Origin of the sequence: Flagellimonas flava (assembly GCF_050617915.1) — a bacterium.
GTDB classification, from domain to species: Bacteria; Bacteroidota; Bacteroidia; order Flavobacteriales; family Flavobacteriaceae; genus Flagellimonas; species Flagellimonas flava_A.
Genome location: NZ_JBODQE010000002.1, coordinates 395,352 through 411,044, shown reverse-complemented (window position 1 = coordinate 411,044; position 15,693 = coordinate 395,352). Strand labels below are relative to the sequence as shown.

General features: G+C 42.5%; 14 protein-coding genes. 11 read left to right on the top strand and 3 right to left on the bottom strand.

The features are described 5' to 3' along the window. Window positions 1-40 precede the first annotated feature (40 nt). The 11 genes from kduI (at window position 41) to ACRHOZ_RS07545 (ending at window position 12,682) form a co-directional block, all read left to right on the top strand. Window positions 41-880, top strand: coding sequence for a 5-dehydro-4-deoxy-D-glucuronate isomerase (kduI, locus tag ACRHOZ_RS07595; RefSeq protein ID WP_431124137.1), 840 nt, complete (start codon window positions 41-43; stop codon window positions 878-880). A gap of 15 nt (window positions 881-895) precedes the next feature. After that, the gene (locus tag ACRHOZ_RS07590; protein ID WP_431124135.1) at window positions 896-2,056 is read left to right on the top strand and encodes a DUF4861 family protein; all 1,161 of its coding nucleotides are present in this window, start codon (window positions 896-898) and stop codon (window positions 2,054-2,056) included. A gap of 178 nt (window positions 2,057-2,234) precedes the next feature. Next, entirely contained in the window at window positions 2,235-3,794 is a 1,560-nt protein-coding gene (locus tag ACRHOZ_RS07585) for a sulfatase family protein (protein WP_431124133.1), read from the top strand. A 299-nt stretch (window positions 3,795-4,093) separates the two neighbouring features. Then, window positions 4,094-5,575 (top strand): xylulokinase, encoded by a 1,482-nt coding sequence (locus tag ACRHOZ_RS07580; protein WP_431124131.1) that lies wholly within the window; start codon window positions 4,094-4,096, stop codon window positions 5,573-5,575. A 6-nt stretch (window positions 5,576-5,581) separates the two neighbouring features. Further along, complete coding sequence (xylA, locus tag ACRHOZ_RS07575) at window positions 5,582-6,907, top strand: xylose isomerase (RefSeq protein WP_431124129.1); 1,326 nt, start codon at window positions 5,582-5,584, stop codon at window positions 6,905-6,907. A 13-nt stretch (window positions 6,908-6,920) separates the two neighbouring features. Then, entirely contained in the window at window positions 6,921-8,537 is a 1,617-nt protein-coding gene (locus tag ACRHOZ_RS07570; RefSeq protein ID WP_431124127.1) for a sodium:solute symporter, read from the top strand. 71 nt (window positions 8,538-8,608) lie between these two features. Continuing rightward, window positions 8,609-9,661 (top strand): LacI family DNA-binding transcriptional regulator, encoded by a 1,053-nt coding sequence (locus tag ACRHOZ_RS07565; RefSeq protein WP_431124125.1) that lies wholly within the window; start codon window positions 8,609-8,611, stop codon window positions 9,659-9,661. 118 nt (window positions 9,662-9,779) lie between these two features. Next, window positions 9,780-10,301 (top strand): 5' nucleotidase, NT5C type, encoded by a 522-nt coding sequence (locus ACRHOZ_RS07560; RefSeq protein ID WP_431124123.1) that lies wholly within the window; start codon window positions 9,780-9,782, stop codon window positions 10,299-10,301. 44 nt (window positions 10,302-10,345) lie between these two features. Further along, window positions 10,346-11,038: a dienelactone hydrolase family protein gene (locus ACRHOZ_RS07555; protein ID WP_431124121.1), complete on the top strand. Its 693-nt coding sequence runs from the start codon at window positions 10,346-10,348 to the stop codon at window positions 11,036-11,038. After that, window positions 11,035-11,748: a M15 family metallopeptidase gene (locus tag ACRHOZ_RS07550; RefSeq protein WP_431124119.1), complete on the top strand. Its 714-nt coding sequence runs from the start codon at window positions 11,035-11,037 to the stop codon at window positions 11,746-11,748. Before ACRHOZ_RS07555 ends, ACRHOZ_RS07550 begins: the two co-directional genes overlap by 4 nt. 13 nt (window positions 11,749-11,761) lie before the next feature. Continuing rightward, window positions 11,762-12,682, top strand: a complete 921-nt coding sequence (locus ACRHOZ_RS07545; protein ID WP_431124116.1) for an alpha/beta hydrolase — start codon at window positions 11,762-11,764, stop codon at window positions 12,680-12,682. 35 nt (window positions 12,683-12,717) lie between these two features. Here the strand turns inward: ACRHOZ_RS07545 and ACRHOZ_RS07540 are convergent, their stop codons facing one another. The 3 genes from ACRHOZ_RS07540 to ACRHOZ_RS07530 all read right to left on the bottom strand — a co-directional run bounded on the left by ACRHOZ_RS07540 (window position 12,718) and on the right by ACRHOZ_RS07530 (window position 15,661). Further along, complete coding sequence (locus ACRHOZ_RS07540) at window positions 12,718-13,833, bottom strand: THUMP-like domain-containing protein (protein ID WP_431124114.1); 1,116 nt, start codon at window positions 13,831-13,833, stop codon at window positions 12,718-12,720. A gap of 73 nt (window positions 13,834-13,906) precedes the next feature. Beyond that, on the bottom strand, window positions 13,907-15,007 hold the full coding sequence (locus tag ACRHOZ_RS07535) for an AI-2E family transporter (RefSeq protein WP_431124110.1): 1,101 nt from the start codon (window positions 15,005-15,007) through the stop codon (window positions 13,907-13,909). A 3-nt stretch (window positions 15,008-15,010) separates the two neighbouring features. Then, window positions 15,011-15,661 (bottom strand): DUF4159 domain-containing protein, encoded by a 651-nt coding sequence (locus ACRHOZ_RS07530; RefSeq protein ID WP_431124107.1) that lies wholly within the window; start codon window positions 15,659-15,661, stop codon window positions 15,011-15,013. Window positions 15,662-15,693 lie beyond the last annotated feature (32 nt).

The window sequence follows — 15,693 nt, the reverse complement described above, 5'->3', positions numbered from 1 at the left end:
CATAACTTTGTTTGATTGATTTCCATAAAAATATAACAGCATGAATACCCAATATGAAAGCCGATATGCCTCTAATCCAGAAACGGTAAAGCAATATGATACTACCAAGCTCAGGGCGGAGTTTCTCGTGGACAACCTGATGCAAAAAGATAAAATCGTCATGACGTATTCCCACTATGATCGCTACATTGTGGGTTCTGCGGTTCCCGGAAAAAGTTTACAATTGGAACCCATAGCTCCATTAAAGGCGGATTATTTTTTGGAACGCAGGGAATTGGGGATTATTAATGTTGGAGGGGCAGGAACGGTTGAAGTGGATGGTGCCCCTTACCATTTGGCACACAAAGATGCACTCTACATAGGGCAAGGAAACAAGCAAATTGTGTTTAAGAGCGATGACCCTGTGCAACCGGCTATGTTCTATTTCAATTCGGCACCGGCTCATACTTCATATCCAACTAAAAAGGTCAACTTGCAAGAGGCCAATGCATTGGAACTCGGAAGCATGGAAACCGCCAACCACAGAATAGTACATCAGATGATCATAGGAGGGGTGGTGGATACATGCCAAATGCAAATGGGAATGACCACTTTGAAATCTGGAAGCGTCTGGAACACAATGCCCGCCCATGTACATGATAGGCGTATGGAAATCTATTTTTACTTGGATGTTCCGGCAGAACAAGCTGTATGTCATTTTATGGGCCAGCCTGAAGAAACAAGACATATCTGGGTGCATAATCATCAAGCGGTGATATCTCCACCCTGGTCCATACATTGCGGCTCGGGGACTTCAAACTATTCTTTTATTTGGGGTATGGCTGGGGAAAATTTGGACTATTCCGATATGGATGTGGCTCCGATTACCGAACTTCGTTGAATCAATCCGTTGACCATGAATAAAATTCTAATTACCCTTTTAAGTGTCGCTTTTCTAAATGCTTGCGCTCCCAAGGATTCTGGTTTCACCTTTGTTGTTGAAAATGACTTGGATATGGATAGAGCATTTGAAACGGTTGAGCTTACCAACGCCTTTTTAAAGGTTGACAATCTGAACAACTACGGCATCCAGGATTTTGAAACGAAAGAAATTTTGGTAACCCAGGGAGTTGATACGGATAAAGATCAGTATGCTGACGTGCTTTTGTTCCAGCCTAAGATTGATGCAAATTCCAAAAGAAAATTTGAATTGATTGAAATTCATCATTCAAAAAGACCCAAGTCCAAATCGGTATGTTTTTCACGTTTTGTTCCTGAACGGATGGACGATTATGCCTGGGAAAACGACAAGGTGGCTTTCCGGGTTTTTGGTCCAAAGGCACAGAAACTGGCTGAAGAGAATCAAGAGGGGGGTACGCTATCCAGCGGAGTGGATGCTTGGTTAAAAAGGGTGGAACGTCCCATCATCAACAAATGGTATCGCAAAGAATTGAACACCGAAGGAAGTTATCATGAGGATGATGGTGAGGGTTTGGACAATTTTCATGTAGGACCAAGCAGAGGGGTAGGAGGATTGGCTGTAAAAAGGGACAGTACATATCATTTTTCCAAGAATTTCACCAACTGGAAACACATTGCATCTGGACCTATCAGAACTAGTTTTTATTTGGAGTACGAGAATTGGGATGCCAAGGGTGTTTTAATCAAGGAATCCAAGATTATTAGTTTGGATAAGGGAAGCAACCTATCCAAATATGAGGTAAGTCTTGATGGAGCGGAATACATTGCTGCTGGGATTACCTTACATGAAAAAGACGGAGTAGTCAATGGAAACAAAGCGCAGGGGTGGCTAAGCTATTGGCAACCCCATGGTGATTCTGCATTGGGTATGGCGATTGTAGCACCTACTTCTGTTTTCAAGGATATGGAATCGTATGAAACAGACCAAACGGATTTGAGCAACGCCTATGCACATCTACAAATGGAGAATGGCAAAGTAATCTACTATGCTGGTTTTGGATGGAAAAAAAGTGGTCAGTTCCAATCCCAAAAAGAATGGGAAGACTATTTGTCCCAGTTCGCCCTAAAACTTTCCAACCCGTTGATAGTTCATTAACCAAATTGATAACCGTGTCCTTTGAATTCGCGAACAGTTTACAATGTATTTATAACAAATAAATGGCTCAAGGTGATTGATTCCTATACCTATGATGAAGTATATTGTTTGCTCAAACTGAAATGGGAATATTTCAGTTAAAAAGAGCGAAGCCAGAAGTCCAATTAAACAACAATCCATGAACTCCATTAAACCAATCTCATCATTTGCCTTATGCACCATGCTACTTCTGTCTTTTGGTAGCTGTAAACACGAAAAGCCAGCACCAAAAGAACAAACTGCGCAGAAACCCAACATCATTGTTATTTACTTGGATGATTTAGGATATGGAGACGTAGGATTCAATGGGTCTACAGAATTACAAACGCCCAATATGGACAAGCTGGCTTCTGGAGGTTTGGTGTTTACCAATGGATATGCCTCATCAGCAACTTGTACACCAAGCAGATATGCGCTGCTAACTGGGGTATACCCTTGGCGTGAGAAGAACGCGAAAATTTTGCCCGGCACAGCCCCCTTGATTATTGGAACTGAACAGATGACCTTGCCCAAAATGCTCAAGGGTGTTGGATACCATACCGGAATAGTTGGGAAATGGCACTTAGGTTTGGGAAGCGGACAGGTAGATTGGAACACTACAGTATCGCCTGGACCCAATGAGGTTGGCTTTGACCACTCCTATATAATGGCGGCAACCCAGGACCGGGTTCCAACCGTTTATATTGAAAATGGTACCGTGGAAGGCCTTGACCCGGATGACCCCATAGAAATTAATTATGCGGAAAATTTTGAAGGGGAACCCACTGGATTGGACAATCCGGAAGAGCTAAAAATGAGATGGCATCACGGTCATAATAATAGTGTGGTCAATGGAATTCCTAGAATTGGGTTTATGAAAGGGGGTAAAAAGGCGCAGTGGCGCGATGAGGATATGGCCGATGTATTTTTAAAAGAAGCCCAAGATTATATCAAAGCACAAAAGGATGCTCCTTTTTTCCTGTATTATGCGCTGCAGCAGCCCCACGTACCAAGAACCCCACATGAACGTTTTGTAGGGAAAACAGGACTGGGACCTAGAGGTGATGTCATTTTTGAAGCGGATTGGTGCATAGGGGAGTTGGTAAAGACCCTGGAAGCAGAGGGAATATTGGAAAACACCATGATTGTTTTTACCAGTGACAATGGACCTGTACTCAATGATGGCTATTATGATGATGCGGTAGAAAAAAATGGGAGTCACACGCCATGGGGACCCTTTAGAGGAGGGAAGTATAGCTTGTTTGAGGCGGGTACGCACGTGCCATTTTTCACCTATTGGAAAGGAACCATTAAGCCGGGAACCTCAAGTGCGTTGGTATGCCAAATGGATTTGCTCTCTTCTTTGGCCACACTTGTGGGTAGTGATGTTGAACTTGAAGATAGTGAGGATTTATTGGCTGCATTTTTGGGAGAGAGCTCACAAGGTAGGGAGGAGCTGGTCATTGAAGCTTCAACCCGAACTGCCCTCCGCAAAGGAGATTGGGTAATGATTCCGCCCTATGGAGGACAAAAAGTGAGCCCCAACGTACAAATAGAATTGGGCAACTCGGATGAATTCCAACTCTACAACTTAAAAGAGGATATTGGGGAAACCCAAAATTTGGCGAAATCCAATCCGGAAAAACTTCAAGAATTGATTGCGGTATTCGAAAGGATTAGGGGCGAAAACATGAATATTGAGCCACTGGAACTCAAATAGGATTTGTTTCCGGGTCTCTTTGAAATCCTGCTTCCATCTTTGAGAGCAATTGCTATTTTCCTGAAAATGAGGAATCCATTTCCGTTTTCCTTCGTGTTCCACGAAAATTTACGAAAAGGTTTTCGAAAAAGTTTCGTAAAAATCGCATCGCTATAAATATCTCATAATCAATTAAGTAAGAACAGAATTCCATTTAGAATAAAGCTTGACTTGTATTCAAATGGAACCATTTTACACAAAAACACCTCCATTTACCCATGGCAATTTCTACATTTGGTTAAACCCAAGCCACTTGTTACATGTATTACTTAGGAATTGATTTAGGAAGTTCTTCCATCAAAGTTGCTTTAGTGGATAGCTCCAAAGGAAAGAGCGTTGGGGTGGTTCAGCAACCCGAAGAAGAGATGTCCATGCATGCCGCCCAAAAGGGATGGGCAGAACAGAAACCAGAGGACTGGTGGTTTCATGTGTGTGAGGGCATTCGTCGAATAAAGAAAAGCCACAATGTTTCCAAAAAGGAGATAATAGGCATTGGCATATCGTACCAAATGCATGGTCTGGTAGTGTTGGATAAGGAAGGTATTCCCCTTCGTAAATCCATTATATGGTGCGATAGTAGAGCTGTGGAAATTGGCAACCAAACCTATGAAGCCATTGGAATGGAAAAGTGTGATACGCATCTGTTGAATTCCCCAGCAAATTTTACCTCTTCCAAATTGCGATGGGTCCAAGACAACGAGAAGGAGATCTATGATAACATAGATAAGTTCATGTTGCCGGGAGATTATTTGGCCTATCGGTTTTCCAACGAAATAAATACAACCATTTCCGGATTATCCGAAGGTATTTTTTGGGATTTCAAACAAGATGAAATCTCACAGGACATTTTGGATTATCATAATTTCTCCCAAGCCCTTGTCCCGGAAATAGTGGAAACTTTTGGCGTTCAAAGCAAAGTATCTGCAAAAGGAGCTGAGGAAAGCGGGTTATTGGAAGGAACTCCTATCATGTACAGAGCTGGGGATCAGCCAAACAACGCATTGTCATTAAATGTGTTTCACCCGGGGGAAGTAGCGGCAACTGGAGGAACTTCTGGGGTGGTATACGCGGTAACCGACAATCTTTCTGTTAAGGAAAGCTCCAGGGTCAACAACTTTGCCCATGTAAATTACAAAAAAGGTGAAGTCCAAAATATAGGCAAACTACTCTGCATCAATGGAGCTGGAATCCAGTACCGTTGGTTGCTCAACAACTTGGCGGTTTCGTCCTATGAGGAAATGAACAATTTGGCAGCCGGAGTGGAAATAGGTTCAGATGGACTTTGTATTGTTCCCTTTGGCAATGGGGCCGAACGCATGCTGATGAACCAAGATGTGGGAACCCGCATCCTGAACTTGGATCTCAACCGTCACACCAAAGCACATATGTGTCGAGCAGCCTTGGAAGGGATTGCTTTTTCCTTTGTGTATGGTATGGAAATCATGAAATCTGATGGCATTGACCCCAAGGTAATCAAAGCGGGTAACGACAACCTTTTCCGATCGGATATCTTTTCAAATACCATTGCAACATTAATTCAACAAGAAATAGAAATATACAATACCACAGGAGCCATTGGGGCGGCCAGGGCCTGTGCGATTGCAGAACAAGGGTATGATGGTTTTTCGGCCTTTATGCGAAACGATCACGTAATGACCTACATGCCCTTCGAGGATAGGGAATCGTATCAAACCGCATATCATAACTGGAAAAAAGAATTGGAACTAATCATTAAAAAATAAGATAAAATGGGACTTATAGGAGACAAAGAATACTTTAAAGGAATTGGCGAGATTACATATGAAGGCAAGGAATCGGACAACCCTTTGGCCTTCAAATTTTATAATCCGGAGCAGGTAGTTGCAGGCAAGACCATGCGGAAACACTTTAAGTTCGCCATGGCGTATTGGCATACCCTCTGTGGAACGGGAGGAGACCCATTTGGTCCAGGTACCAAACAGTTTCCATGGGCTACAAGTTCTGACGCAGTGCAAGCTGCAAAGGAAAAAGCAGATGCCGCATTTGAGTTTATAACCAAAATGGGCTTTGATTACTACTGCTTCCACGATTTTGATTTGGTGGATGAGGCTTCTACTTTGGCCGAATCGGAAAAAAGGATCCAAGCAATTGTGGACTACTTGAAGCAAAAGCAGGACGCCTCGGGTGCCAAGCTCTTATGGGGAACCTCCAACTGTTTTTCCAATCCAAGATATATGAACGGGGCAGCCTCCAATCCCAATTTTGATGTGGTGGCCAGGGCAGGTGCCCAAGTAAAGATTGCCTTGGATGCCACTATGGCGTTGGAAGGTGAAAACTATGTATTCTGGGGAGGCAGGGAAGGTTATATGTCCTTGTTGAATACCAACATGAAGTTGGAACAGGACAACATCGGGAGGTTCTTGAATTTGGCCAGGGATTATGCACGAAGCCAAGGGTTCAAAGGAACGTTTTTCATTGAACCAAAGCCTATGGAGCCTACCAAACATCAATACGATTTTGATGCCGCTACCTCCATCAACACCATACGGGAATATGGGCTGGAGAACGATTTTAAATTGAACATAGAGGTAAACCACGCTACCTTGGCACAGCACACCTTCCAACATGAATTGCAAGTGGCGGCCAATGCCGGAATGTTGGGTAGTATTGATGCCAATCGTGGTGATTATCAAAACGGATGGGACACCGACCAATTTCCAAATAACGTTTTGGAAACCACGGAGGCTATGTTGGTCTTCCTAAAATCTGGCGGACTGCAAGGAGGAGGAATCAACTTTGATGCCAAGACCCGAAGAAACTCCACGGATCTGGAAGACATCTTCCTAGCACATATTGGTGGTGCAGATACCTTTGCCAGAGCCTTGTTGTTAGCCGATGAAGTACTGCAAAAATCTCCTTACGAATCCTTGTTGGATAAGCGCTACAGCTCTTTCCAATCGGGCAAGGGTGCAGATTATGTGGCTGGAAAACTATCCTTGAGCGATCTATATGACTATGCTGGTACCAAGGGTGAACCCGAACAAATTAGTGGCAAGCAGGAATTATATGAAAACATTTTGAACCAATACAGCTAAAAAAAACAACTATATGGAATCAATATTGGAAACAGCGGACTGGTGGGTCCTTGGAGGATACCTCGCGGCCTTGATTGCAGTGGCCGTTTGGGTCGTACTTCAAAAGAACAAAAACACTGAGGATTACTTTTTAGCCGGTAGAAATGTGGGCTGGTTTGTAATCGGAGCCTCAATTTTTGCATCCAATATTGGTTCTGAACATGTTGTGGGTTTGGCGGGAACAGGAGCTGAGTCCGGGATGCCCATGGCACACTACGAGCTGCATGCATGGATTGTGTTGTTACTAGGTTGGCTATTCCTTCCGTTCTATTTTAGAAGCAGGGCCTTTACCATGCCTGAATTCCTCGAAAAGCGATTTGATAGCCGTTCCCGTTGGTTTTTATCAGTTTTTTCCTTGGTGGGATACGTGATTACCAAGGTGTCGGTGACTATTTATGCGGGGGGAATCGTTGTTTCCGAATTATTGGGAATCCCATTTTGGTACGGAGCCATTGGCATTGTGATTTTTACAGGAGCCTATACCATTATTGGTGGAATGAAGGCCGTAATATATACGGAAACGCTCCAAACGGTAATTTTGATTGCAGGTTCCTTGATCATCACTTATTTGGGCCTTCAACAAGTTGGAGGATGGGAACAACTCCGTGAAGCAGCAGGCAGTCAACATTTTAATATGTGGCGACCTATATCTGACCCTGATTTTCCATGGACTGGGATGCTGATTGGAGGAACCATTGTTGGGGTATGGTATTGGTGTACAGATCAATACATTGTTCAGCGTACCCTAGCGGCCAACAATATTAAAATTGGTCGACGGGGAGCCATCTTTGGCGCCTATTTGAAGCTACTTCCTATTTTCATTTTCTTGATTCCTGGTATTATAGCTTTTGCACTGGCCCAGCAGGGTGTATTGACCTATGAAAAAAGTGATGAGGTATTTCCGGTACTGGTCAAGACTTTGTTGCCAGTAGGGTTAAAAGGTTTGGTAGCGGGAGGTCTTATGGCGGCTTTGATGAGTTCACTGGCATCCGTCTTTAACTCTTGCTCAACGATCTTCACAATAGATATCTATAAAAAACTAAAACCCCTGACCGAGGAGAAAAAGCTACTCCGTATTGGAAAAATAGCAACATCCATTGTGGTGATATTGGGTATCATTTGGATTCCCATCATGGACAAAATAGGCGGAGGTGTTCTATATCAGTACCTCCAGAGTGTTCAGTCGTACATAGCACCACCCATAACAGCGGTTTTTCTATTGGGAATTATTTGGAAAAGGGTGAATTCACAAGCGGCCATAGTTACCCTTTTTAGTGGGTTGGTCATAGCCGCCTTGCGTATCATGGCAGAAATCTATCAAGCTGATTTATCTGGAGCTTTGCTCACTTTTGCTACCATAAACTTTGCCCATATGGCCATTTTTATGTTCATTTTTTCCGTGGTGGTATGCATTGCGGTCAGCCTTGGGACCAATCCGCCCAACTACGCAACCATTAGTGGACTATCGTTGGGGACTTTAACTGAGGAGGATAGAAGGCTGAACAAAGAAAGTATTTCCACCATTGACATCGTACTTTCGGTACTTTTGATCGTTGTGGTGATAAGCGTTTTGTCCTATTTTGTGGGTTAAATGATATAACCCTTGCTTGTTGGGGATAATTCGATTTTTGAGGATACGGTTTATCATTTTGGAATGAGCCTATGAAAAAAATAACCTTAAAAGATATAGCAGCCCATTTTGGGGTTTCCGTTTCCACGGTTTCCAAGGCTATTAATGATAGCCATGAAATAAGCAACGACCTTAAACAAAGAATCCAGGAATTTGCCAAGGAACACCATTACAGACCCAACCATGTAGCATTGAGCCTTTTAAAAAAGAGCACCAAGACCATTGGGGTCATTGTTCCCAATATTTTGAATTATTTTTTCACCCAGGTCTTTTATGGGATTGAGCAAACGGCCAATGCCCGCGGGTATGGCATCATTAGTTGTATTTCGGATGAATCGTACCTGAAAGAATGTCAGACAGTGGATTTGCTAAGTTCGGGAACGGCTGATGGTATCATTATGTCACTTTCTGAAGAAACACAAGCAAAAGGCAATGTGGAACATCTTCAAGACCTCATTGAAAATCAAATTCCCATGGTCATGTTCGATAGGGTTTCAGATGATTTGGATTGTGATAAAATCGTAGTTGATGATTTTGAAGCGGGATACAAGACAACTCAACATTTACTGGGGACGGGGTGCCAAAAAATAGCCATTGTCTCTTCCATCTATAATTCCAGCGTTGGGAAGCTACGGGTGGAAGGCTATAAAAAGGCGCTTCAGGAAAATGGAAAGGACTTCGATGAAAAATGTGTAGTAAAAGTGGGAAGGAACGATGATTTGGAACTTCTCATCTCCCTGCTCATTGCGGATAAGGAAATTGATGGCATCATAGCCTTGGATGAAATGACCGCGGTGGACACTTTGAATATTCTTAAAATGAAAGGTGTGGACGTACCTGATCAAATATCGATTGTAGGGTTCACCAATGGACGTTTGTCCAAATACGTTTCCCCTGCACTTAGTATGGTGAGTCAACATGGAAAATACATTGGTGAATTGGCCGCAAACATTCTGATTGATAGAATTGAATACAAGGGAGAAATGCCTTTTACTACCAAGCTTGTGAAAACCACGCTTATTGAGCGGGAATCTACCAAAAAACTGGGAGCCAAATCCAGTACAGTTGGGATAGACCATTCTTGACCATAAAATGGTCTTATCTGGAACTTTGGGATGTGTTTGGGTTAAATAATCATTATAAAACCCAAGTCTATTGGTAAGCTGACCATTTTTTATTTCCTTCGGGACTAATTTAATCGAGATGACACTTTTTGTTGATATGGATGAGGTGTTGGCCGACACCTATTTGGCCCATTTGGAATTGTACGAACAGGATTATGGAATAAAACTAAACCCTGAAGATTATCAAGGTAAGGAGGCTTGGGAGAGTGTTCCAAAGGAGCATTCCGCATACATGAAAGGACATGCCTGGGAAAAGGGCTTTTTCAGGGATTTGAAGCTTATCGAGGGAAGCCAGAAAGTCATGTCCGAACTGGACAAGAAATACGAGCTCTATATAGCTTCCGCAGCCATGCAATTTCCTGAATCCCTAAAAGAGAAATCGGATTGGTTGGATGAGTTCTTCCCCTTTATCCCATGGCAACGAAGAATATTGTGCGGACACAAGTACATTCTAAAGGGAGACATTCTCATTGATGATAGGGCTTATAATTTGGAGAACTTCGAGGGACGCTCCATTATGTTTAGCTCTCCCCATAATATAAATACCAATGGTTTTGAAAGAGCAAACAATTGGGAGGAAATCGCAGCCAAACTTTTGTAACTTGGGGCATGCAAATGCCTAGACTTTGGTGCAAGCTTCTTGCTATGTGCAGTTTCTTTCTGCTTCAAGCCTGTTCCGCACAGACACAGATTATTGAGGATAATGTGGAAACGGTTACTCGAGAGAACCTTAGCTACTATCTGTACTATCCCCAAGATTATGAAACCGATGGTGATAAGAGTTTCGGTTTATTGCTGTTTTTGCATGGGGGAGGAGAAGCAGGAGGTAATTTGGAGGAAGTCAAGGAAAATGGCCCGCCCAAACTTTTGGTTGAAGGCAAGCAGTTTCCATTTTTGGTCTTGGCTCCCCAAAATCCTCATAAAAAGAAATGGTGGAACGCCGAGGCTGTCAAACAACTTTTGGATTCCGTAGTGGCCACCAACAATGTAGATGTGAACAAAATCTACCTAACAGGTTTGAGTCGTGGTGGAAGCGCAGCCTGGGAATTGGCAACCCAATATCCAAACACTTTTGCAGCCATGGCCGTGGTCTGTGGAATGACCCCATTGCCCTACGCGCATTGGATAGATAAGAACATGCCTATTTGGGTCTTCCATGGCGAGGATGACAAGGTGATATCCGTGGAAGAATCCGATAAAATGGTGGAAAAGCTGCGGAAAATGAATTACAAGGTGAGATATACCCGATATGGAAATGTTGGACATAATTCATGGGAACGGGCCTATACCACAGATTCCTTATATACCTGGTTTGCCAATCAAAAACGAATAAGATGAAAAAACTTTTGCTTATAACCTTGGTTTTGCTCGCCGCCTGTAAAGAGGTCAAAGAAAAACCAGAGGAAGCTAACACCACTAATGCACAAACTGTCCAACAGGAAATAAAGGACACGATAATTCAGGTTCCAAAACGTGTTTTTAAATCTTTTGAGGGGTTGGCGGATACCACCTTTGTACGATTGGCCGATTTTAGTGATGATTTTGCATATGATATGAGGTATGCAACGGAGAACAACTTTTTAAAGGCCAAGGTGTACGACTGCGCGGAATGTTACACACGAGTAAAGACAGCTAAAGCGCTTATTACAGCAAATAAGGATTTCCTGGCAAAAGGAGTAAAAATCAAGTTTTTTGATTGCTACCGTCCCAATAGTGTCCAGTATAAAATGTGGGAAATTGTGCCCAATCCGCAATATGTTGCTGATCCGGTGAAAGGATCCATCCATAATAAAGGAGGTGCCGTGGATATCACCTTGGTGGATATGGAGGGGGAAGAATTGGATATGGGAACCGATTTCGATTTTTTTGGGAAACGCGCTTACCACGATAATATGGATTTACCCCAAAACATCTTGGACAACAGGAAATTGTTGAAGGAGACTATGGAGGCCCATGGTTTTTGGTCCATCCGAACAGAGTGGTGGCACTATAACCTATCTGCAGGTTCAAATGATAAGGTGGCTAACTTTAAATGGGATTGTGATTAAAACCAAAAAGAATATGAATAGATACCACCTCTTTCTTGTTTTCATGCTACTGTTTATGCATGGCCTATTTGGGCAAGATACAATTATGAATCTGTGGCCTAAAAGTGTACCCAATCAGCTAGACATAGGGGAAAAGGAGGTGGATACTTTGGAAAATATTCGTTGGATACGCTATGTACAACAACCATCCATAGAGGTGTATCTGCCAAGTCTTCCAAACAATACAGGGAAAGCCATTTTGTTATTTCCGGGTGGAGGTTACCAAGGATTGGCGTACAACTGGGAAGGAGTGGATTTTGCCAAGGCATTTAATGCGCAGGGAATTGCGGGTATTGTAGTTAAGTATCGTTTGCCCAATTCCAAAACCATAGTTAAAAACAGGCACGAAGTGCCCTTGCAAGATGCCCAAAGGGCCATTAGATTGGTAAGAAAGATGGCACCAAAATGGAACCTTGACCCCAACAAGATTGTAATCATGGGCTTTTCTGCTGGCGGCCATTTAGCCTCAACCTTGAGCGTTCATTATGATGAGAAGGTCTATGAAAAACAGGATGAGGCGGACGATCTTGGGGCTAGACCCAATTTTATGGCATTGATTTACCCAGTGATCACTATGGACGATAAGATAACCCATCGAGGGTCTAGAGAAGCTTTGTTAGGCGACCAAGGGTCAGATGAACTTATGAAGCGTTTTTCCAACGAGCTGCATGTGAACGCCGATACTCCGCCAACATTTTTATTGCATGCTACGGATGATGAGGCCGTAGTGGTTGAAAATAGTCTTAGGTTTTATAGCTCCCTCAAGGACCATAAGGTGCCGGTAACCATGCATATTTATCCTTCAGGCGGACATGGTTTTGCGCTGGGACTGAACCATACTTTATTGAACGGTTGGCTCAATAGATTTTTTGAATGGTTGGCTTCTATGGATTAGGTATCAGCTTTCGCCTTACGCTTTTAAAATTGCATTCAATTACACTTTTTTGACACGATAACAATTCGCTTGTTGTCCTTATCCGTGGTAAAGAACAGATAAGTTTCCCCGCCATCCTTGATCTTGTGCTTTTTACGCAGTTCGGAAACGGAGAGGGGAAAGTTGCGGGTACTTACGTTGGCTTTGGAGTTTAATAAGGATTTCATTCCATTTTTGGAATAGGGTAGGACTTCTACAGTTTTAAAAGCTCTACCCGGAAAATTCAAGCGCTTTTCCGAAGTGTACAAATGGGAATGTTGATGCAGTTTCTGAACCCCAAAGGATTTGCCAATGGATTTGAATCCGCCTGATTTTAAAATGGCAGCATTGGGTTCATAAAGATAGTTTTGGGGTTTGTCCAATTGAACGCTTATCCGTTGTTCGTCCTGTAGGTCAAAATCGAAACAAACTTGTTGGTCTTGAAATAGGTTGGCTGTTTTTATCCTGACTTCTCCAACATAGCCGTGTTCCAAAACATATAAAAGTTCCTTTACCTCATTTTGAACTGCAACTACGTGGATCTCTTTTACGAAATTGAGTTCTTGGATGCCCTGTTTTATATCCAAAAGGGGAGAGGTTTTGATCAAGATTCGGGATGCTTTTTCAAAAAGTGATGGAAGATGTTTTGGTAAATTGGGCAAACAATCCTCAAGCAAAAACACCTTTCCTTTTTTGTCATTCCTTCTGGAGGGGTCTACAAAAATCCAATCAAAAGTATGTTCGGTTGTTTTCAGAAATTCCAATCCATCACCAGGAATGCAGGTGATGTTTTTTCTATCTAAAACCTTAAAATTATGCTCCGTAATTTGACTCAAATTTGAGTCCATTTCACAATAAAAAACCGCCTCAAAATGGGATGAAAAAAAGTAGCTGTCCACGCCAAATCCTCCAGTAAGATCCAACAGTTTTTTTCCTTGTATCAAACTTGCTTTGTAACCTGCGGTCTGCTCAGAACTTGTTTGTTCAATATGCAGTTTGGGAGGGTAGTAAATGGTTGGTGTTTGGAACCAGGTTGGTAGTTTTTCGCTACATTTTTTTTTGGCTTCCATCTGGATTACGAGCTCTTTTTGCGAAATGCCCTCAAAAAGCGGTTTCTTAAGCAAAACTGACATGATGTCAGTATTCCAATTATTTTCTATAAAGTTTTGAACACCAGTATTTAATATCAATTTATTCAAACTGATACTATAAATTTTTTGTTAGCTTTTTCACGACCTCGTTTTCTGCTAAAAACTCCTTTAAAATCACCTTAATTGCGGTATATCCGGGTACGGCAACCACCATTCCAACGACTCCAAAAAGTAAACCGGCAATGATGATCACCAAGAAGATTTCTAAAGGATGGGACTTCACGCTGGTGGAAAAAATAAAGGGCTGGGAAAAGAAATTATCGATCAATTGACCGATCACCAAACCAATCAAAACGTACATGGCTTTGGGAAGAATTACAGTGCTGAAATCTGCACCCAAAAAACTGGTCATGGTCAGGGTGATCATGATGGCACCGCCAATGATTGGACCGATGTATGGAATGATGTTGAAAAGGGCACAAAGAAATGCAATCACGATGGCATTTTCCACCCCTACAATTAACAAGGCTATGGTATAAATTACAAAGAGGATGAACAATTGTAACAAGATTCCCGCAAAGTATCTGGACAACAAATTATTGATTTTGTCAACGGACTTTACCAAGTTGTTTTCCTTGTCATCGGGGACAAAAGTGAGCATCCCATTTTGAAAAAGTTTGCTGTCCTTCAAAAAGAAAAAAGAGATGAACAGCACCGAGAAAAGACCAATACTAAAACTGCTCAAGGCATTCATGAAGGAGTTAAGAAAGTTGGGAATAAAGCCAAGATCCAATCCCTCCAGAACATTCTTCTCCAAATCAGAGTCCTCTATCAAATGGCTTACACTGTCTGTAGTTGCCCCAAAATATTCCAGAATCTGAAGGTATAGGGTATTGACGTCTGCTTTTAACGAATCAATATCCAATAGGGAAAGATTTCTACTCTGCTCGTTGATCAGTGGGATAAACAAGGCCAGAATGCCCAAAAAAATAGCCAACATAAATACCATGGTTGCAATCACGGCCAGGGTATTTGGGAATTTGAGTTTTCTTCTGAGGAACAGAACAATGGGTCTTCCCAACAAGGCAATAACTGCGGCTATGGCCAAGTACGCCAGAACAGACTGGATTTTATACAGCAAATAGCCAATAAGCACTACACCTACTATGATGGCTACCGCCCTCAAAATTCCGTTGGCAATGGTTTTGGATCTCATGGTTTAACTTTTAAATGCGTATTCCACAATATTGGCTCCCATTTGCAGGGCTTTCAATCTAACTTCTTCTGGATCGTTATGCACGGAAGGGTCTTCCCATCCATCCCCTAGATCACTTTCAAAAGTGAATAGCAGGAGTAGGCGACCTTGGTCAAAAATTCCCAGCGCCTGGGGCCGTTTGCCATCATGCTCATGAATCTTGGGCAAACCATTGGGAAATTTGTATTGTTGATTGAAAATGGGATGGTCCGCCCCCAATTCCTCCAGTTGTTTTTCGGGAAAGACTTTTTCCAGTTGACTTACCAGATAAGGCTCCATGCCGTAGTTGTCATCCACATGAAGGAAACCGCCAGCAAGTAGATACGTTCTTAGGTTTAGCGCTTCTTCATCAGTGAAAAAAACATTCCCGTGGCCAGTCATGTGTAAATATGGATATCTAAAAATGGATATACTACCAGCCTCCACGGTTTGTGGTTCGGGATTGATTTTCGTTCCGATATTGGCATTGCAAAAGGCTATCAGATTGGGTAGTGCCGTGGGGTTGGAATACCAATCCCCTCCACCTCCGTATTTGAGTACGGCTACTTCTTGTGCATGACCCAAGGTCATCACAAAAAAAGTTAAAAAGAGCAAGCGTGTCGTAAGTAGTTTCATGAACCTCCGATTAACCAATGAATCAAATGTAC